General features: G+C 71.5%; 16 protein-coding genes. 4 read left to right on the top strand and 12 right to left on the bottom strand.

The genetic code is table 11. The annotated features are described in order from the left end of the window. Positions 1–79: 79 nt before the first annotated feature. On the bottom strand, positions 80–2,278 hold the full coding sequence (locus E8D34_RS01235; RefSeq protein ID WP_240771022.1) for a 3-hydroxyacyl-CoA dehydrogenase NAD-binding domain-containing protein: 2,199 nt from the start codon (positions 2,276–2,278) through the stop codon (positions 80–82). A gap of 52 nt (positions 2,279–2,330) precedes the next feature. Beyond that, entirely contained in the window at positions 2,331–3,542 is a 1,212-nt protein-coding gene (locus tag E8D34_RS01230) for an acetyl-CoA C-acetyltransferase (RefSeq protein ID WP_136592742.1), read from the bottom strand. 179 nt (positions 3,543–3,721) lie between these two features. On the opposite strand from E8D34_RS01230, the gene E8D34_RS01225 reads away from it, so the two are divergent. Further along, the gene (locus E8D34_RS01225; protein WP_240771021.1) at positions 3,722–4,450 is read left to right on the top strand and encodes a MerR family transcriptional regulator; all 729 of its coding nucleotides are present in this window, start codon (positions 3,722–3,724) and stop codon (positions 4,448–4,450) included. A 12-nt stretch (positions 4,451–4,462) separates the two neighbouring features. Here the strand turns inward: E8D34_RS01225 and E8D34_RS01220 are convergent, their stop codons facing one another. The 4 genes from E8D34_RS01220 to E8D34_RS21475 form a co-directional block, all read right to left on the bottom strand. Further along, positions 4,463–5,632: a CaiB/BaiF CoA-transferase family protein gene (locus E8D34_RS01220; protein ID WP_240771020.1), complete on the bottom strand. Its 1,170-nt coding sequence runs from the start codon at positions 5,630–5,632 to the stop codon at positions 4,463–4,465. 50 nt (positions 5,633–5,682) lie between these two features. Further along, positions 5,683–6,906, bottom strand: a complete 1,224-nt coding sequence (locus tag E8D34_RS01215; protein WP_136592740.1) for a M15 family metallopeptidase — start codon at positions 6,904–6,906, stop codon at positions 5,683–5,685. A 100-nt stretch (positions 6,907–7,006) separates the two neighbouring features. Beyond that, positions 7,007–7,612, bottom strand: a complete 606-nt coding sequence (locus tag E8D34_RS01210; RefSeq protein WP_136592739.1) for a TetR family transcriptional regulator — start codon at positions 7,610–7,612, stop codon at positions 7,007–7,009. A gap of 130 nt (positions 7,613–7,742) precedes the next feature. Continuing rightward, the gene (locus tag E8D34_RS21475; RefSeq protein WP_136592738.1) at positions 7,743–9,338 is read right to left on the bottom strand and encodes a fatty acid desaturase; all 1,596 of its coding nucleotides are present in this window, start codon (positions 9,336–9,338) and stop codon (positions 7,743–7,745) included. 161 nt (positions 9,339–9,499) lie between these two features. Here E8D34_RS21475 and E8D34_RS01200 point away from each other — a divergent pair, with 161 nt between their 5' ends. Together E8D34_RS01200 and E8D34_RS01195 are read left to right on the top strand one after the other, a co-directional pair. Beyond that, complete coding sequence (locus E8D34_RS01200) at positions 9,500–10,102, top strand: TetR/AcrR family transcriptional regulator (protein ID WP_136592737.1); 603 nt, start codon at positions 9,500–9,502, stop codon at positions 10,100–10,102. Positions 10,103–10,182: 80 nt separating this feature from the next. Then, a complete protein-coding gene (locus tag E8D34_RS01195) occupies positions 10,183–12,567 on the top strand; it encodes an MMPL family transporter (protein ID WP_136592736.1) in 2,385 nt (794 codons plus the stop codon). 85 nt (positions 12,568–12,652) lie between these two features. Here E8D34_RS01195 and E8D34_RS01190 read toward each other — a convergent pair whose 3' ends face one another. Genes E8D34_RS01190 through E8D34_RS01165 form a run of 6 tightly spaced genes read right to left on the bottom strand, consistent with a single transcriptional unit; the run spans position 12,653 to position 16,886 of the window. Beyond that, on the bottom strand, positions 12,653–13,153 hold the full coding sequence (locus E8D34_RS01190; RefSeq protein ID WP_136592735.1) for a glutathione peroxidase: 501 nt from the start codon (positions 13,151–13,153) through the stop codon (positions 12,653–12,655). 33 nt (positions 13,154–13,186) lie between these two features. Continuing rightward, on the bottom strand, positions 13,187–13,924 hold the full coding sequence (locus E8D34_RS01185) for an amino acid ABC transporter ATP-binding protein (protein WP_136592734.1): 738 nt from the start codon (positions 13,922–13,924) through the stop codon (positions 13,187–13,189). Further along, complete coding sequence (locus tag E8D34_RS01180; RefSeq protein WP_136592733.1) at positions 13,921–14,772, bottom strand: amino acid ABC transporter permease; 852 nt, start codon at positions 14,770–14,772, stop codon at positions 13,921–13,923. The genes E8D34_RS01185 and E8D34_RS01180 overlap by 4 nt, the downstream gene beginning before the upstream one ends. A gap of 39 nt (positions 14,773–14,811) precedes the next feature. Beyond that, complete coding sequence (locus E8D34_RS01175; protein WP_136592732.1) at positions 14,812–15,702, bottom strand: ABC transporter substrate-binding protein; 891 nt, start codon at positions 15,700–15,702, stop codon at positions 14,812–14,814. Between the two features lie 24 nt (positions 15,703–15,726). Further along, entirely contained in the window at positions 15,727–16,206 is a 480-nt protein-coding gene (locus E8D34_RS01170) for a hypothetical protein (protein WP_136592731.1), read from the bottom strand. Next, entirely contained in the window at positions 16,206–16,886 is a 681-nt protein-coding gene (locus E8D34_RS01165) for a nitroreductase family protein (protein WP_136592730.1), read from the bottom strand. The genes E8D34_RS01170 and E8D34_RS01165 overlap by 1 nt, the downstream gene beginning before the upstream one ends. A gap of 152 nt (positions 16,887–17,038) precedes the next feature. Here E8D34_RS01165 and E8D34_RS01160 point away from each other — a divergent pair, with 152 nt between their 5' ends. Further along, entirely contained in the window at positions 17,039–18,382 is a 1,344-nt protein-coding gene (locus E8D34_RS01160; RefSeq protein WP_136592964.1) for an NAD-dependent malic enzyme, read from the top strand. Positions 18,383–18,633: the final 251 nt, after the last annotated feature.

The following is an 18,633-nucleotide window of genomic DNA, read 5'->3' as shown; positions in this document are numbered from 1 at the left end:
GGGGGCCCGTGCGGCCTGTGCGGGACGCACGAAGGGCCGGCCCCCAGAGGGGGACCGACCCTTCGTCACGTCAGCCGGATCAGGCCGGGAACGAGCCACCCGACGCGGCCAGCTCGCGCAGCCACGGGGTCGCCTCGAACCGCGCGCCGTACTTCGCGGCCAGCTCGTCGGCCCGCTTGAGGAACGCGTTCAGACCGACCTCGCCGGTCGCCTTGTCCTCGTACCCGGTCATGAACTGGGCGGCACCACCGGTCTGCGGCGGGAAGCCGATGCCCATGATCGAGCCGATGTTGGCGGCCGCGGCGGAGGTGATCACACCCTCCTCGAAGCACTTGGCGGTCTCCAGCGCCTCGGCGAAGAGCATCCGGTCGCGGATGTCCTGGATGTCGGGCTGCTCGGCCGCCACCGGGAACAGCTCGGACAGGCCGGACCAGATCGAGCCGCGCTTGCCGTCGACGTACTCGTAGAAGCCAGCGCCGCGCAGGCGACCGGGGCGGCCGGCCTCCAGCATCTTGGCGACCACGGCGTTGCCGGGGTGCTCGGGCAGGTCGACGCCGTCGCGCTCGGCGGCCTCGTGGGTCGCCTTGGCGATCTTGGCCATCAGCTCCAGGTTGAGCTCGTCGCTCAGCTGCAGCACGGGCGCCGGGTAGCCGGCGGAGGTGGTGGCCCGCTCGATCGAGTACGGCGCGACGCCCTCGGCGAGCATCGCCATGCCCTCGTTGACCATGTAGCCGATGACGCGCGAGGTGTAGAAGCCGCGGCTGTCGTTGACCACGATCGGGGTCTTGCGCATCTGCAGGACCACGTCGTACGCCTTGGCCAGCGCCTCGTCGGAGGTCTCCTTGCCGGCGATGATCTCGACCAGCGGCATCTTGTCCACGGGGGAGAAGAAGTGCAGGCCGATGAAGCGCGGGCGGTCGGCCTCGTTCTCCAGGCCGGCGGCGAGCTCGGTGATCGGCAGCGTGGAGGTGTTGGAGCACAGCAGCGCGTCCGGCGCGAGGTGCGGGAGGATCTCGGCGAAGACCTTGGCCTTGAGCGCCGGGTCCTCGAAGACGGCCTCGATCACGATGTCGGCGCCCGCGGCATCGGCCGGGTCCGCGGTCGCGGTGATCCGGCCGAGCAGCTCGGCCTTCTTCTCCTCGGTGGACCGGCCGCGGCTGATCGCCTTGTCGAGCAGGCCCGCGGAGTAGGCCTTGCCCTTCTCGGCGGCCTCGACGGAGATGTCCTTGAGGACGACCTCGGCGCCGGCCTTCGCCATCACGTACGCGATGCCCGCGCCCATCATGCCGGCGCCGAGCACGACGACCTTCCGGGCGGTGTACTTCTCGATGCCCTGCGGGCGCAGGGAGCCGGAGTTGATCGCCTGGAGGTCGAAGAAGAACGCCTGGATCATGTTCTTCGCGCCCTGGTTGACCATCAGGTTGGTCAGGTAGCGCGACTCGATCCGGGAGGCCGTGTCGAAGTCGACCTGGGCACCCTCGACCGCGGCCGAGAGGATCGCTCGGGCGGCCGGGAAGACGGCACCCTTGGTCTGCTGACGCAGCATCGCCGGGAAGGCCGGCAGGAACGCGGCCAGGGCCGGCGACCTCGGCGTACCGCCGGGCATCTTGTAGCCGGGGGCGTCCCACGGCTGGGCGGAGGCCTCGGGGTTGGCCTTGATCCACGCCTTCGCGGAGGGGACCAGCTCGTCGACGGTGGCGACGACCTCGTCGACCAGGCCCTTCTTCTGGGCCGCGGTCGGGCTGAACTGGCTGCCCTGGAGCAGGAAGTCCATCAGCGCGGACTGCAGGCCGAACATCCGCACGGTGCGGGTCACGCCGCCGCCACCGGGGAGCAGGCCGAGGGTCGCCTCGGGCAGGCCGATCTTGTAGTTGCCGTCGACCGCGATCCGGTGGTTGCAGGCCAGCGTGATCTCGCAGCCGCCGCCGAGCGCGGCGCCGTTGATGGCGGCCACGACCGGCTTGGGGAGCTTCTCCAGGCGGCGCAGCGAGGACTTGATGGTCTCGCCGCCGGTGAAGACCGCCTCGGCGTCGGCCGGGGTCGTCTTCATCATGTTCTTCAGGTCGCCGCCGGCGAAGAAGGTCTTCTTGGCGCTGGTGATCACGACGCCGGTGACGTCGTCGACCTCGTCGTACAGGCGGTCGATGCAGGCGTTCATGGACGAGGTGTAGAGCTCGTTCATGGTGTTCGCGCTCTGGTTCGGGTCGTCCAGGGTCAGGGTGACGATGCCGTCGGCGTCACGCTCGTAGCGCACGGCGGTCAGGGTCTCAGTGCTCACTGTGAATGGTGTCCTTGAGGTGCGAAGAGGTACGAGGGGTTCGGCGCGGCGCTCAGACGCGCTCGACGATGGTCGCGATGCCCATGCCGCCGCCGACGCAGAGCGTGGCGAGGCCGCGGCGCAGGTCGCGCCGCTCGAGCTCGTCGATCAGGGTGCCGAGGATCATCGCGCCGGTCGCGCCGAGCGGGTGGCCCATCGCGATCGCGCCGCCGTTGACGTTGGTGATGTCGTGGCTGATGCCCATGTCGCGCATGAACCGCATGGCGACCGCGGCGAACGCCTCGTTGATCTCGAACAGGTCGATGTCGCCGACCTCGAGGCCGGCCTTGGCCAGCGCCTTGCGCGCGGCCGGGGCGGGACCGGTGAGCATGATGATCGGGTCCGCGCCGGAGACGGCCATGGAGACGATCCGGGCACGCGGCGTGAGGCCGAGGTCGGAGCCGACCTGCTCGTTGCCGATCAGGGTCAGCGCGGCACCGTCCACGATGCCCGAGGAGTTGCCGGCGTGGTGGACGTGGTTGATCTTCTCCAGCCAGTGGTACTTCTCCAGCGCCACGTCGTCGAAGCCGGCGTCGCGGCCGATCTGGGCGAAGGACGGCTTCAGGCCGGCGAGGCCCTCGACCGAGGTGCCGGGGCGGACGGTCTCGTCGCGGTCCAGCACGGTCACGCCGTTGAGGTCGCGGACGGGCACGATGGCGCCGTCGAAGTAGCCGTTGGCCCAGGCCTTCGCGGCGCGGGCGTGCGACTCGGCCGCGTAGGCGTCGACGTCCTCGCGGTTCCAGCCCTCGACCGTGGCGATCAGGTCGGCGCCGATGCCCTGCGGCACGAAGCCGGCCTTGAACGCGGTGGCCGGGTCGGACGCCCAGGCGCCGCCGTCGGAGCCCATCGGCACGCGGCTCATCGACTCCACGCCGCCGGCGAGGATCAGGTCCTCCATGCCGCCGCGGACGCGGCCCGCCGCCTGGTTGACGGCCTCGAGGCCCGAGGCGCAGAAGCGGTTGAGCTGCACACCCGCGACGGTGTCGGGGTAGCCGGCCGCGATCGCGGCGGTCTTGGCGATGTCGCCACCCTGGTCGCCGACCGGCGAGACGACACCGAGCACCACGTCGTCGACGCGCGCGGGGTCGAGACCGGGGTTACGCACCTTGATCTCGTCGAGCAGGCCGACCGCCAGGTCGACGGGCTTCACCTCGTGGAGGCTGCCGTTGGCCTTGCCCTTGCCGCGCGGCGTGCGGATGTGGTCGTACACGAATGCTTCTGCCATGACCGTCCTCGATCTGAGTGGTACGCGCGGTCTGGCTCGTGCCGCGCGATCGGAGCTGTACAAGCTGTACGTCCCGATTGTGACACCATTGGTGTCACAGTCAAGGGGGACCCCCTCGAAACGCCTCGCGGCACCGGCCGTCCGCGACCACCGCCGCCAACTGTGACACGATGACTGTCATGGTGAGTACGACGGCGGCGGGCGAGGGCTCCGAGGGCGCCCTGCTGACGCTGGAGGAGCTCACCCAGCGCGCCGGGATCACCATCCGCACCCTGCGCTTCTACACCTCCCGCGGCCTGGTGCCGCCGCCCATCCGGCGCGGCCGGTCGGGGTACTACTCCGCCGACCACGTGGCCCGCCTCGAGCTGGTGCAGGAGCTCCAGGCGCACGGCTTCACCCTGGCCGCGATCGAGAAGTACGTCGCCGGCATCCCCGACGACGCCACCCCCGAGGACATCGCGCTGGCCCGGACCATGCTCGCGCCCTGGCAGGCCGACCTGCCGGTGGAGATGAGCCACGAGCAGCTCGAGGCCAAGTGCGGCCGCGAGCTCTCCCCGGACGACGTGGCGACCCTGAACGCGCTCGGCGTCCTGCGGCTGCGCGAGTCCGGCTACCTGGTGGCCAGCAACCAGCTGGCGATCGGCATCCGGCTGATCGAGCTGGGCTTCCCCCGGTCCGTGGCGGTCGCCGCCGCCCAGATCTACGCCGAGCACGGCGAGCAGATGGCCAAGGAGCTCGCCGACGTGGTGCACCGGGAGCTCGCGCCGCTGTACGGCGACGACGAGACCGAGCACTTCCGCGAGGTCATGGAGCGACTCAAGCCGCTCTCGGTCGGCGGTCTGGTGACGGCGTACGAGACCGCGGTGGCGCGCGCCGCGCGCAGCCCCCGCCGAGCCGCGGGCTCCTGACCCCCGGCTCGGCTAGGCCTGGACCGCGGCGCCGGACTCCAGCAGCCCGTCGACGTCCGCGACGCCCCAGGCGGTCAGCGCCTCGCGGGTGTGCGCGCCCGCCTTCGGTGCCGGCGGCAGACCCAGGGTGGCGCCCGTCCGGGAGAAGCGCGGCGCCGGCGCCGGCTGCACCATCCCCTCGTGCTCGACGAAGATCTCGCGCGCCTTCACGTGCGGGTGGCTCGGCGCCTCGCTCATCCGCAGGATCGGTGCCACGCAGGCGTCGGTGGCGTCGAAGACCGCGGACCACTCGTCACGGGTGCGGGTCTTGAAGGTGGCCGCGATCAGCTCGCGCAGCGCGTCGGCGTTGGCCGGGTCGTAGCGGTCGGGCGCGGCCTCCTTGATCCCGAGCAGCGTCACGAACTCCTCGTAGAACTGCGGCTCCAGGGCGCCCACGGACATGTGCTCGCCATCGGCGGTCTCGTAGATGTCGTAGTACGGCGCGCCGCCGTCGAGCAGGTTGGCCGCGCGCTCCTCGCGGAACGTGCCGCCGAGCAGGAACGCCGCGGTCATCGCGTTGAGGTTGGCCGTGCCGTCCACGATCGCTGCGTCGACCACCTGCCCCTGGCCGGAGACCCGCGCCTCGAGCAGCGCGGCGAGGATGCCGATCACCAGGTAGGTGGAGCCGCCGCCGAAGTCGCCGATCAGGTTCGCGGGGAACTGCGGCTTGGACGGGTCCTGACCGAGGCCGAAGAGCGTGCCCGTGATCGCGATGTAGTTCATGTCGTGGCCGGCCGCCTGCGCCCAGGGACCGTCCTGGCCCCAGCCGGTCATCCGCGCGAAGACCAGCCGCGGGTTGCGCTCGTGGCACACGTCGGGGCCGAGGCCGAGCCGCTCCAGCACGCCCGGGCGCATCCCCTCGACCAGCACGTCGGCACCCTCGACCAGGTCGAGCACGGTGGCGATCGCCGCCGGGTCCTTGAGGTTGAGCGCCACGCTCGGCCGCCCGCGGTTGAGCAGGTCGTGCGAGCCGCCGGTCAGCACCTGGCCGCCGGGGCGCTCCACCCGGATCACGTCCGCACCCAGGTCCGCCAGGATCATGCAGGCGTGCGGGCTCGGCCCGATGCCGGCGATCTCCACCACCTTGATGCCCTTGAGCGGACCGGTCCCCTGTCCCAGCGCGTAGGTCATGGTCGCGATCATGGCACAACCGTGACAGTCGTGCTGTCACGATCAGCCCGGAAGGTGGCCGCTCAGCCGGGCTTGACGATGCGGGACAGCTCGAAGTGCATGGGGTCGGTGTAGCTCCAGTCGCCGCCCCAGGCGAAGCCCCAGCGCTTGAAGATCGCGACCACGCCGCGGTCGATCTCGCCCGGCACCCCGCGCTGGTTGCCCGGCACGTTGATGTCGAAGGCGAGCCCGAACGAGTGGTTCGACAGCTTGGTCGACCCGGCGATGAACCGCGGGTAGTAGCACCCGGCGTACTCCCCCGGGTGGATCTCGTCGGCCAGCCCGGACTGCTGGATCTCGATCAGCGCCGCCCGCAGCTGCGGCATCATCGCCTTGTTGCAGGTCATCGACCCGATGATCGGCATCAGCTCGGTCGTGATGTGCGAGGAGACCCAGGACTGCTCCGGCTGGACGCGTCCGCCGCCGATCGGCGTGTAGCGGTAGATGCCGATCGCGTCGCGGAACGAGCCGACCGGGATCACCGTCTGGTAGGTGTCCGGGTCGATCCCGGACTGGGCCACGATGTCGAGCGCGGTGATCGAGAGATCGGCCAGCTTCTCGATCTTCGCCCGCACCTTCTGCGGCGAGGCCAGCCCGGTGTTGATCAGCAGCGCGTTGGCCTCCGGCATCCCGAGCTCCTCGCCCCAGCTGCGGTTGACCATCGCGTCGACCACCCCGACGGCGGAGGGCGAGTAGGCGCCGACGTGGATCCGATGGGTGGTGTCACCCGAGCCGACGGCGAGGTAGCCGGCCTCGTCGAGCGGGAGCTTCTTGCGCAGGCCGGCCCGGACGGCGATCTCGCCGCCCGCGACCCGGTCCCACTGCTCCTGCCAGGCGGCGCTCGACTGCCCGGTGAAGGCGCGGTACGTCGAGGGGTCGATCGCGGCGATGTTGTAGGTCTTGTTCTCCACCGCGAACTGGGCGAACGAGAACGGCTCCGCCGCGGTCACGCCCTTGCGACTGCCCACCCGCACGGCCTTGATCCGCTTCACCAGCGCCGGGTCGAGCGTGTGGTCGGAGACCACCAGCAGGTCGTCGCCGTACAGCCGGGTGGTCAGCGGGCCGGGCGAGGCGACCGCGTGGGCGGGATCGACCACGGTGGCGCTCGGCGCCCCACCCCCGCTGTCCGACTGGCCGGCGGGCACGGCCTCCGTCCTGTCGGCGGGCGCACAGGCAGCGACCAGCAGTACGACGGCCGCCGCGACCACCGCGGACGACCGGCGTGCGCGTCGGCGCGCTCCACTCATCACGTTCCCCTCCCCGTGCCTTACGAGGGTAATGCCGTTCCGAGCCCGGAGGGAGGGATCCCGGATCGGGACGCCGGACCCGCCACCGGGGCCGCCAGGCTCAGGCCAGCACGCGGGCGGCGACGAAGGCGACGTCCTCCGCCGTGCGCTCGGGGTCGCCCGAGGGCTGCATGACGTGGCTCAGCACGACCCGCACCAGCATGTCGATGCAGGCGTCCAGCTGCTCCGGCTCCAGTGCCACCGGATAGGCGGCGACGCGCCGGCCGACCACCTGCTTGGCGCCGTCGAGCAGGTACTCGCTGTGCGTGGTCAGCAGCGGAAGGAGCTCGGTGTCGGCGCCGTGGGTCGCGGAGACCACCGCATGCAGCAGCGCGTTGTCGCGGGCGTAGACCAGCACGCGGTGCGCCGAGGCCCGGACCGCGGCCACCAGGTCGTCGGGATGCTCGTCGAAGGAGAGCGTGACCTGGCCCATGAACCGCTCGAGCTCGCGCAACACGACCACCTCGGCCAGGTCGTTCTTCGTGCCGATCTCGTTGTAGACCGTCTGCCGGCTCACCCCGACCCGGTCGGCCAGCCGCGCCATCGTGACCCGCCCCCACCCCTGCGTGGTCAGCAGCTCGGTGGCGGCATCGCAGAGCCGGTCGCGCAGCGTGGGCGCGCCGCCGAACGGAGAGTGGCCCGCGGTGACGTCAGCGGCGGTGGGCATGGGCGGTGGTCCTGTTCCTCAACGAGATGGACAGCCCCGCAGGGTCGCCGCGCGGCGACCCCGAGGGGGTCGTGGTGAACAGCCTGCCCGATCAGGCCAACCGGCGTCAGCCGCCGGGCGCCGGGGCAGCCTAGCCACGGGGCGTCTCAGGTCGCCATTCCGTCGCCCCGGGCGACGACGGCGCCGGCGCATCGAGCGCCGGGTCCAGCGGCACGAAGTCGACCTTCTCCCGTACGCCGCAGTCCGGGCAGCACCAGTCGTCGGGGATCTCGGACCATGCGGTGCCCGCGGCGAAGCCCTCGAGCTCGTTGCCGGCCTCCACTTCGTAGGTGTAGCCGCAGCCGGGGCAGCGGGCGGCGAGCACCTCGTCCGCGACGGGGGTCGCGTCGAGGCTCGCGGTCGCGCGGTCCTCACCCAGCGGCGCGACCGCCGCGGCTGCGGGGTAGCGGGCCAGGTAGCGCTCCCGGGTCCGCGGGTGCAGGTTGGCCAGCGAGACGTCCCCGCCGTAGTGCGCGACCACCCGGGGGTCCATCACCCGACGCCACAGCGGCGGGACCAGGGCGAGCAGGATCATCCCGGCGTACCCGGTGGGCAGCACCGGCGACTCCTCGAAGTCGCGCAGCGTCTGGTAGCGGCGGGTGGGGTTGGCGTGGTGGTCGCTGTGCCGCTGCAGGTGGTAGAGCAGCACGTTGGTGGCGATGTTGTTGGAGTTCCACGAGTGCGAGGGGTCGACCCGCTCGTAGCGCTGCCGCTCGCCGACGCCGACCTTCTGGCGGAGCATCCCGTAGTGCTCGAGGTAGTTGACGACCTCGAGCAGCGAGAAGCCGACCACCGCCTGGATGGCCAGGTACGGCGCGACCTGCCAGCCGAAGAGCGCGATCAGCCCGCCGAAGAGCACCGCGGACATCAGCCAGGCGTTGAGCACGTCGTTGCCGAGGTGGAACGGGTGCGTGTCCTTGCGGGCGTAGCGGCGCTTCTCCAGGCGCCACGCGCTGCGCAGCGAGCCGACCACGGTGCGCGGCCAGAACTCGTAGAAGTTCTCCCCGAGCCGACTGGAGGCCGGGTCCTCGGGAGTGGCGACGCGGACGTGGTGACCGCGGTTGTGCTCGATGTAGAAGTGCCCGTAGCCGGACTGGGCGAGCGCGATCTTGGAGAGCCAGCGCTCGTGCTCCTCGCGCTTGTGGCCGAGCTCGTGGGCGGTGTTGATGCCGATGCCGCCGATGCAGCCGACCGAGATCGCCACCGCGATCTTGTCGAGCGTGGTCAGGTCGAAGTCGCGGACCAGGTCGGGGCTGACGTGGGCGGCCAGCCAGTCGGCGACCCCGACCAGCTCCGCGACCCAGGCGATCGGGTTGACGCCGGCGATCATCGCGCAGACGGCGACCAGCGCGACGTACTGGATCGGGAGGTAGGCGAAGGTAATCCAGCGGTAGTACTTGTCCTTCTCCAGCGCCTCGATCATGTCGTCGGGCGGGTTGGAGCGGTCCAGGCCGGTGCTCAGGTCGATCGCCGGGACGACGCCGAGGATGACGATCGGTCCGGCCCAGAGCACCCAGTGCCAGCCGAGCAGGGCGTAGGTGGCGACGATCAGGACGCCCAGGGTCGGCATCACCAGCCCGAGCAGCCACAGGTAGCGCTTGCGGTCGCGCCAGGCGGCCTCGGAGCCGACGGGGACGGTGCTGTTCGGGATGGTGTCGTTCTTGCTCGGTCCGGGTGAGGTCGTCATCGACATCGCCTTCGCATCGGTGCGGCGCACACGGCGCCACGGACTGGAGAGATTGACACGAAGGTAGTGATTGTCAACCTGCTTGACAAGCGGATTGGCGATGTAAAGTGACCGTGGTCACCTTTTTGCACTCATTTGAAGTCGAGTGCAAGAATCTCGCCATGTCCGAGACCACCGTCGCCCCGGCGTCGTCCACGCGCGCCGCCAAGCGGCACGCCACGGCGCGACGGCTCCAGCAGTGCGCGATCCGGCTCACCGCCGAGCACGGCTTCGACGGCTGGACCATGGACGACCTCGCGGTCGCCGCCGAGGTCTCGCGGCGCACCGTCTTCAACTACTTCGACGGCAAGGCCGAGGTCGTCCTCGGCCCCGAGCCGGCCGTCGACGAGGCGAGCGCCGACCGGTTCCTCACCGGCGGGCCGACCGGGGACCTCTTCGACGACCTCGCCACGATCGCCCGCGTCGCGATCACGCAGGAGATCCACGACCCGAGCTCGATGGCCACGTTCCGAGAGGCCGTGATGAACGACCCGCACCTGCTGCGGCTCGTCCACGCCCGGTTCGAGGAGTTCGCCGACCGGCTCGGCGACGGGATCCGCCAGCGCGAGGGCGCGGACTTCCCGGAGGCGAGAGTGCGACTGCTGCTGCGCCTGCTGCTCACCTGCTTCGACGACGCGCTCGAACGCGTCGCGCGCGACCCCGACCGCGCGGTCACCACCGAGCTGGACGCCGCGATCGCCGACGCCCGCGCCCTCCTGACCTGACGCACCGCCCGCTCACCCCAGACCACCCGACCGGCCAACGACGGCCGCGCCTCCCCGCCAGAACGGACCCAGGAGACCCCATGGCCCGCTTGCTCTACCGACTCGGATCGACCGCCTACCGGCGGTGGCCCCTCTTCATCGCCGGCTGGCTGGTCCTGGTGGTCGCCGTCGGCGCCATCGCGGCCGTCGCCGCCAAGCCGTTCAACGACGAGTTCTCCATCCCCGGCATCCCCTCGGAGGAGGCCGCCGACATCCAGGCCGAGCTCTTCCCCGAGTCCGGGAACGCCTTCGAGGACGCCAGCGTCAACGTCGTCGTCGCCGCCCCCGAGGGACACACCCTCGACGAGGCGCAGTACGCCGACGCGATCGAGACGCTGATCGCCGGCATCCCGGACCTCCCGCAGATGGACGCCGACGCCCCGCAGCCCGGTCTGGTGGACCCCACGGTCGCCGCCGACCAGCAGGAGCAGATGTACGTCGACGCGGCCCAGCAGTCGGGCGGCGACGTGGCGCGGGCGCGGGCGAACGCCGCCGCCGTCTCCCCGCTGTCCGAGGACGGCCGGATCGGCACCATGTCCTTCGCATGGGACCTCGACACCGTGGCCGACCTCGAGCGGGCCTCGGTCGAGGAGTTCGAGGAGCTCATGGACACCGTCCACGAGGACACCGGACTCATCGTCGAGGCCAACGGCCAGGGCATGGCGGTCATGGCGCCGCCCGGCGGGACTGCCGAGCTGATCGGTCTCGGCATCGCGCTGATCGTCCTGCTGCTCACCTTCGGCTCCTTCATGGCCGCCGGCATGCCGCTGCTCAACGCGATCTTCGGCGTCGGTCTCTCCATGGCAGGGGTCACCGCGATGACCGCCTTCATGGATCTCAACTCCTCGACCACGGCGCTGTCGTCGATGATCGGTCTCGCGGTCGGCATCGACTACACGCTGTTCATCCTGGCCCGTTACCGCACCGAGCTGCACCACACGGACGACCGCCGGCACGCCGCCGGCATCGCCGTCGGCACCGCCGGATCCGCGGTGGTCTTCGCAGGCCTCACCGTGCTGATCGCCCTCTCCGCCCTCACGGTGGTGGGCATCCCGTTCCTCACCTCGATGGGCCTGGCTGCCGCTGCGACGGTGCTGATCGCCGTACTGGTGGCGTTGACGCTGCTCCCGGCGTTGCTCGGCCTGACCAAGTCCAAGGCCTTCGGTGGCCGGGTCCGCCGTTACGCGCCGAAGCGCGACGACCACGGCCACGTCCTCAACAACGGCGTACGCTGGGCGAACATCCTGTCCAAGGCGCCCATCGCCTGGGTCGCCGGCGTGGTCATCGCCCTCGGCGCCCTGGCGATCCCGGTCACCGACATGTACCTGGCCTTCCCCAGCGACAGCACGGCGCCCAGCGACACCACCCAGCGCAAGGCCGCCGACCTCACCGAGGAGGCCTTCGGCGCCGGGCGCCAGGGCACCTTCCTGATCGTGGCCGACGGTCGCGACATCGCCGACGACGACGCCCGCACCGAGGCCTTCTCCTCGGTCGTCGACTGGGCCTCGGCGCAGGAGGGCGTCGCCAACGCGCAACTGGTGGCCACCAACGCCCCGGTCGACGACACCGGCGCACCGACCGGACCGGCCACCGGCGCGATGATCGTGCTGACGCCGACCTCCGGCCCGGACGACCCGGCGACCCTCGACCTGCTCGAGGTGCTGCGTGACGGCGAGGCGGCCGTGGAGGCCCAGACCGACCTGGTCGTCGGCGTCACCGGCCTGACCGCGATCACCACCGACGTCTCCGACCAGCTCAACAGCGCGCTGCCGGTCTACCTGGCGGTGGTCATCGGCCTGGCGTTCGTGCTGCTCGTGCTCGTGTTCCGCTCGATCCTCATCCCGCTGACCGCCACCCTGGGCTTCCTGCTCTCGGTGCTGGCCACCCTGGGCGCGACCGTGGCGATCTTCCAGGAGGGCACCTTCGGGATCTTCGAGGGCCAGCCGCTGGTCAGCTTCATCCCGATCTTCGTGATCGGCGTGGTGTTCGGCCTCGCGATGGACTACCAGGTGTTCCTGGTGACCCGGATGCGGGAGGCGCACGTGCACGGGCTGTCCACCCACGACGCCGTGGTCGACGGCTTCCGCAACAGCGCCCGGGTGGTCACCGCCGCCGCGGCGATCATGATCGCGGTCTTCTCGGGCTTCATCCTCGAGGACGACGCGATCATCAAGTCGATGGGCTTCGCGCTGGCGCTCGCGATCGTGTTCGACGCCTTCATCGTGCGGATGGTGCTCATCCCGTCGCTGCTCTACATCCTGGGCGACAAGGCGTGGTGGCTGCCGGCATGGCTGGACCGGATCCTGCCCAACGTCGACATCGAGGGCGAGGCGCTGGAGCGCGACTCGATCCCGGGCCGTGCGCCGACCGGCCCGGCCGCCGACGGCCAGGAGCGCGACGACGACCTCCAGGTGATGGGGGTCTGAGCAGACCGCGAGTCGGCAGAAGGTGACGGCCACCTTCTGCCGACTCGGCGCGTTCCTCGGTCCGGGTTCTGGTCGGGGCGGGGGCTCAGCCCTCGGCGGCCCGTGCCTTCGCCAGCGCCTTCTCGATGTCGCCGCCGAGCTTCTCCGGCTTGGTGGTCGGGGCGTAGCGGTCGATCACCTGGCCGTCCGGGCCCACCAGGAACTTGGCGAAGTTCCACTTGATGGCGTCGCCCAGGATCCCGCCGTGCTGGCTCTTGAGCCACTGGTAGAGCGGGTGGGCGCCGTCGCCGTTCACCTCGATCTTGGAGAACATCGGGAAGGTCACCCCGAAGCTCGACTCGCAGAAGGAGGCGATCTCCTCCTCCGAGCCCGGCTCCTGGTGGCCGAACTGGTCGCACGGGAAGCCCAGGACCGTGAAACCCCGGTCCGCATAGGTGTCGTAGAGCTCCTGGAGGCCCTGGTACTGGGGCGTCAGGCCGCACTGGGAGGCCACGTTGACGACGAGCACCACCTGGCCGTCGTACGCCGACAGGTCGACGTCGGAGCCGTCGATCGCGGTCGCGGAGAAGTCATGAAGCGAGGTCATGCCCGCAGTCTGGCAGCCCCGTGGTGAGAGACGTCAGGCATCCAGCACACGGCGCAGGAACGCGCGGGTGCGCTCCTGCCGGGGCGCACCGAAGACCTGCTCCGGCGGACCCTCCTCGACGACCCGACCGCCGTCCAGGAAGCAGACCCGGGTGGCGACGTCGCGGGCGAAGGACATCTCGTGGGTGGCGATCACCATCGTGGTGCCGGCCGCGGCCAGGTCCCGGACGATGCCCAGCACCTCGCCGACCAGCTCCGGGTCGAGCGCCGCGGTGATCTCGTCGAGCAGCAGCAGCCGCGGCTCGGTGCACAGGGCGCGGACCAGGGCCGCCCGCTGCTGCTGGCCACCGGAGAGCCGGTCGGGGTGCTGGTCGGCATGGTCGGCCAGGCCGAAGCGCTGCAGCAGGTCGCGGGCCCGCTCCTCCGCGGCGCGCTTCGACAGACCGTGCACCGCGCGGGGCGCGAGCGTGCAGTTGGCCAGCACCGTGCGGTGCGGGAAGAGGTTGTAGGCCTGGAAGACCATGCCGATGTCGCGACGCACGTCGCGGGGGTCGACCAGCGGGTCGCTGACCTCGCGCCCGCCGAACTCGATCACGCCGTCGTCGATCTCCTCCAGGAGGTCCAGGCAGCGCAGCAGCGTCGACTTGCCCGAGCCCGAGGAGCCGATCAGGCAGACCACGTCGCCGGGCTCCACGCGCAGCGAGACGCCGTCGAGGACCAGCCGGTCGCCGTACGACTTGCGCAGGTCGCGCGCCTCCAGCAGGGCACTCACAGCATCCCGGCCCTCTCCCGCCGCTGCGCCCGCAGCACCAGCCAGTCGCACAACCGGGCCAGCGGCACGGTCAGGGCGATGAAGAAGCAGGCGACGACGACGTAGGGGGTGAAGTTGAAGTTGTAGTTGACGTAGTCGCGGGCGGTGAAGAGGGCGTCGAAGAGCGCCACCGAGGAGACCAGCGCCGTGTCCTTCTGCAGCGAGACGAAGTCGTTGAGCAGCGGCGGGATCACCCGGCGTACCGCCTGCGGCACCACCACGTGGCGCATGGTCTGGCCGCGGGTCAGCGCCAGCGCCTCGGCCGAGGCGACCTGGGAGGGGTGGATCGACTCGATGCCCGCCCGGAAGACCTCGGCGACGTAGGCGGAGTAGGAGACCACCAGCGCGGCCGTCGCCCAGAAGAACGTCGAGGTCGGGACGCCCTGGAGCCCGAGCGCCGGAGCACCGAAGCCGAGCATCAGCACCAGCAGGATCGTGGGGATGCCGCGGATCACGTCGGTGTAGCCGACCGCCAGCGCCCGCACCGGGACCAGCCAGGGCGAGCGGGACTGGCGGACCAGCGCGATCGCCAGGCCGAGCAGCAGGATCAGCGGCTCGGCGATCAGGAACATCTTCACGTTGAGCCAGAAGCCGTCCGTGATCGCCGGCAGCGACTCCCACGCGTGGTGCGGGTCGAAGAACGTGGCCTGCACCGCCGGCCAGCCCGGGGAGAGGACGATCGCGAGGTAGCCGACCCCGAGCAGGAAGAGGCAGGCCAGGGTGGCGATCGCCGTCCGGCGTCGGCGCAGCGAGCGGCGCAGCAGCCGACGCTGCTGCTCCCGCTCGCTCGGCACCCAGCCGGCGCTCATCCGGCGCTCACCGGACGATCATCGCGTGGTGAGGGACCGTCACTGCAACTCGGGCACGCTGACCGAGTCCGACATCCACTCCTGCTCGATCTGGTCGAGCGTGCCGTCGTCCTCGAGTGCCTCCAGCGCGCCGTTGACGCACGGCAGCAGCTCGCTGCCCTGCTCGAAGAGGATGCCGAACTCGTCGGCCTGGCCGCCCTCGTACTGGAACTGGCCGATCACGGTGCTCTTCGGGATCTCCACGGCGCTGATGTAGAACGCCGTCGGCAGGTCGGCCAGGATCGCGTCGACCTGCCCGTTCTGCATCGCCTGCTTGGCGATGTTGGTGTCCTCGAAGACCAGCGGGTCCTGCTCGGGCTGGATCACGTCGCGGATCGCGGTCAGCGAGGTGGTCCCGGTCTGCGCGCCCAGCTTGAAGCCGGCGAGCTCCTCGAGGCTGGTCGCCTCCGCCGCCGGGCTGTCCTTGAGGGCGATCACGGCCTGGGAGGCCGAGTAGTAGGGCGCGGAGAAGTCGACGACCTCCTCGCGCTCCGGGGTGATCGAGATCTGGTTGATGTCGAAGTCGAAGTCCTTGGCGCCCGGCTTGGTCACGCTGTTGAAGCCGACCTTGATCCACTCGACCTGGTCGGCGCTGAAGCCCAGCTGGTCGGCGACCGCGTAGGCGACCGCGGACTCGAAGCCCTGGCCGTTGGAGGGGTCGTTGTCGACGAAGTAGGGCTCGTAGGCCGGCGAGTCGGTGCCGATGGTGAGCACGCCGTCCTTCTTCAGCGGCAGGTCGGCGGTGGCGCACTCGTCCGCCGCGGCCACCTCGCCGGACCTGTCCTCCACCGGCTCCTCGGCGGCGCAGCCGACCAGGGCGGCACCGGCCAGCGTGGCGAGGCCGATCGCGGCGATCGGGCGAGACAGACCGTTGCGGAGGTTCAGGCGCATGGGCGAAAGGCTAGAGCCTCCGGATCAGAAAGGGCGCGAGGGGTCCGGGCGCTCCGGGTCCTCGGGCTCACCCGGCCGCCACCTGCCCACTCGCCGCGCCCACCACAGGACCGCGGCGAGCGCGACCAGGAGGGCGTCGACGACGAGAAGGACCACCCACCCCGTCGAGCCCGTCACCGCGCCCTCGACGGTGTAGGCCGACAGCCTGTCGGGCACCACGCGGACCCGGAGCCAGCCGTCGGACTCCGCGGCCAGGTACGCCGGACGGTCGACCTCGATCGGCCAGATCTGCCGGTCGGGATCGACGTCGCCGTCGTAGCGGAACTGCAGCACGTAGTGCGGCTCGGCGCGAGCGCCGACCACGCGGGTGGAGACCACCTGGGCGGTCGTCTCCACGCCCGACCGGTGCAGGCGGACCTGGGACCAGAGGTGGTCCGCGAGCGGGAGGTTGACCAGCACCGCCACCAGGACCAGCGCCCAGGCGACGCGGCGGCCCGACCCCATCAGCGCCCCCCGGCGCCGGGCCCTGGCTCCTGCTCGGCTCGCGGCTCGGTCGCCGGCTCGGCTCCCGGCCAGGGCCGACCCCAGGCGTCGGCGTACGCGATCTCCGCGAGCGGCCGGCGCTCCCGGGTCCGCTCCTGCTTGGACCGGTCGCGCTCGGTCGCCGTGGCCGGGTCGCCGAGCGCACCGACGGCGATCCCGGTGAGCAGCCGGACGTGGCCGGGGTAGCCGAGGGCGGCGGCGACGGCCTCCTTGTCGAAGCCGGCGAACTGGTGCGCCTGGAGGCCCATCGCCCGCGCCTGCAGGGTCAGGTGGGCGGCCGCCTGACCGAGGTCGTGGAACGAGTACTCCGGCTGGTCCGGCCCCTCGCCCGTCTCGTCCGGGGCGACCTGCGCCGCACCGAGGAAGACCACCGAGGCGCGCGGGACCCAGGTCGCGTTGCCGCGACGCAGGTGCCCGACCAGCACGGCGTGCGCCGGCGTACCGCGCTCGGCGACCAGCAGGCGCCATGGCTGCATGTTCCCGCGGCTGGGGGCCCAGCGCGCGGCCTCCAGCAGCGCGGCGACCTGGTCGGCGGTGAGCCGGTGGTCGGGGTCGAAGACGCTCGGGCTCCACCGCGAGCGCATCGGCTCGGCGAGCACCTCCGCGCCGGGCATCGGGGCGTGGGCCGGGCTGTCGGGCATGGCGCCCAGTATCGCCAACCGGGATCGCCGCGCCCTGCCTTCCACCCGGGTGGTGCCGGAGTGACTTGGGAGTAACCCTGGCGCGAGAGGAGAATGTGTCGGTGACTCGTCCCGTGCCCGCGACCGCGACCGCCTCGTCCAACTCCATCACCATGCGCCTCCACACGGCGGCGGACCACCGGGTGGTGGGCGCGGTGGCGACCGCGATCGCCGAGGCCGGCGGCGTGGTCACCGCGATCGACGTGACCGAGTCGGGGCACGAGCGGCTGGTCGTCGACGTCACCTGCTCCTCCGCCGACGCCGAGCACGGCCGGGAGCTCGAGTCCGTCGTCGCGGCGGTCCCGGGCGTGGAGGTGCACAAGGTCTCCGACCGGACCTTCCTGCTGCACCTGGGCGGCAAGATCGAGGTCCGCTCCAAGGTGCCGCTGAAGACCCGCGACGACCTCTCGATGGCCTACACCCCCGGCGTCGGCCGGGTCTCCATGGCGCTCGCGGAGAACCCCGACGACGTCTCCCGGCTGACCGTCAAGGGCAACACCGTCGCGGTGGTGACGGACGGCTCGGCCGTGCTCGGCCTGGGCAACATCGGTCCCGGCGCGGCGCTGCCGGTGATGGAGGGCAAGGCGGCGCTGTTCAAGCGGTTCGGCGGCGTCGACGCCTGGCCGATCTGCCTGGACACCCAGGACGTCGACGAGATCGTGCGTGCGGTCGAGCTGATCGCTCCCGGCTTCGGCGGGATCAACCTGGAGGACATCGCCGCACCCCGCTGCTTCGAGATCGAGGCGCGGCTGCGCGAGAAGCTGGACATCCCCGTCTTCCACGACGACCAGCACGGCACCGCGATCGCCGTGCTCGCCGGCCTCACCAACGCGCTGCGGGTGGTGGGCAAGTCCCTCACCACGAGCCGCGTGGTCGTCTCCGGCGGCGGCGCGGCCGGCACCGCGATCGTCACCCTGCTGCTCGCCGCCGGCGTCACCGACATCGTCGTCTCGGACCGGTTCGGCCTGCTGGTCGCCGACGACCCCGAGCTCTCCCCGGCACACGCCACCCTGGCCTCGGTGACCAACCCGCGCCGCGTCCGCGGAGCCCTGCGCGACGCGTTGCAGGAGGCCGACGTCTTCATCGGCGTCTCCGCCCCGAACATCCTCGAGCCGGCCTGGATCAAGGAGATGGCCGCCGACCCGATCGTCTTCGCGATGGCCAACCCGGTGCCGGAGGTCGACCCGGCCGCCGCCGCCGAGTACGCCGCCGTCGTCGCCTCCGGCCGCTCCGACTTCCCCAACCAGCTCAACAACGTGCTGGTCTTCCCGGGCGTCTTCCGCGGCCTGCTCGACGCCCGCGCCGGCCAGGTGGGCCTGGACCAGATGATCCGCGCCGCGGAGGCGATCGCCGGCGTGGTCACCGACGACGAGCTCAACGCCTCCTACATCATCCCGAGCGTCTTCCACCCCGACGTGCACCACGCGGTGGCCGCGGCGATCTCCGGCCACCACTGATCGAGCCGGGCGTCAGGCCCCCCGAGCCGGGTCGGCGGGGCCCGAGGCGCAGGTCGGCGGGGCCCGAGGGCCGGGTCGGCGGGGCCCGAGGGCCGGGTCGGCGGGGCCCCAGGCCCGGCTCGGCGAGGAATCGGGTGGGCGGGTCGACCGCCGGTAGGCTGACCCGCGGTGCTGTGCCGGCGATGGGGCCGGCCCGCCTCAGCGCCGCCCACGGAGATGCCACCGCGCGCCCGGGCAGCGCTTCGTCGTAC

The sequence above is a fragment of the Nocardioides sp. GY 10113 genome, assembly GCF_004919105.1.
Taxonomy (GTDB): Bacteria; Actinomycetota; Actinomycetes; order Propionibacteriales; family Nocardioidaceae; genus Nocardioides.
Note: the sequence above shows the minus strand (reverse complement) of the source record. Positions and strands in the feature narration are given on the sequence as shown.

What these genes read in the sequence shown, in the direction of transcription:
- E8D34_RS01230 (WP_136592742.1), bottom strand. Translation starts at nt 3,542, where the DNA reads ATGGCAGAAGCATTCGTGTACGACCACATCCGCACGCCGCGCGGCAAG.
- E8D34_RS01225 (WP_240771021.1), top strand. Translation starts at nt 3,722, where the DNA reads ATGGTGAGTACGACGGCGGCGGGCGAGGGCTCCGAGGGCGCCCTGCTG.
- E8D34_RS01220 (WP_240771020.1), bottom strand. Translation starts at nt 5,632, where the DNA reads ATGATCGCGACCATGACCTACGCGCTGGGACAGGGGACCGGTCCGCTC.
- E8D34_RS01215 (WP_136592740.1), bottom strand. Translation starts at nt 6,906, where the DNA reads ATGAGTGGAGCGCGCCGACGCGCACGCCGGTCGTCCGCGGTGGTCGCG.
- E8D34_RS01210 (WP_136592739.1), bottom strand. Translation starts at nt 7,612, where the DNA reads ATGCCCACCGCCGCTGACGTCACCGCGGGCCACTCTCCGTTCGGCGGC.
- E8D34_RS21475 (WP_136592738.1), bottom strand. Translation starts at nt 9,338, where the DNA reads ATGACGACCTCACCCGGACCGAGCAAGAACGACACCATCCCGAACAGC.
- E8D34_RS01200 (WP_136592737.1), top strand. Translation starts at nt 9,500, where the DNA reads ATGTCCGAGACCACCGTCGCCCCGGCGTCGTCCACGCGCGCCGCCAAG.
- E8D34_RS01195 (WP_136592736.1), top strand. Translation starts at nt 10,183, where the DNA reads ATGGCCCGCTTGCTCTACCGACTCGGATCGACCGCCTACCGGCGGTGG.
- E8D34_RS01190 (WP_136592735.1), bottom strand. Translation starts at nt 13,153, where the DNA reads ATGACCTCGCTTCATGACTTCTCCGCGACCGCGATCGACGGCTCCGAC.
- E8D34_RS01180 (WP_136592733.1), bottom strand. Translation starts at nt 14,772, where the DNA reads ATGAGCGCCGGCTGGGTGCCGAGCGAGCGGGAGCAGCAGCGTCGGCTG.
- E8D34_RS01175 (WP_136592732.1), bottom strand. Translation starts at nt 15,702, where the DNA reads ATGCGCCTGAACCTCCGCAACGGTCTGTCTCGCCCGATCGCCGCGATC.
- E8D34_RS01170 (WP_136592731.1), bottom strand. Translation starts at nt 16,206, where the DNA reads ATGGGGTCGGGCCGCCGCGTCGCCTGGGCGCTGGTCCTGGTGGCGGTG.
- E8D34_RS01165 (WP_136592730.1), bottom strand. Translation starts at nt 16,886, where the DNA reads ATGCCCGACAGCCCGGCCCACGCCCCGATGCCCGGCGCGGAGGTGCTC.
- E8D34_RS01160 (WP_136592964.1), top strand. Translation starts at nt 17,039, where the DNA reads ATGCGCCTCCACACGGCGGCGGACCACCGGGTGGTGGGCGCGGTGGCG.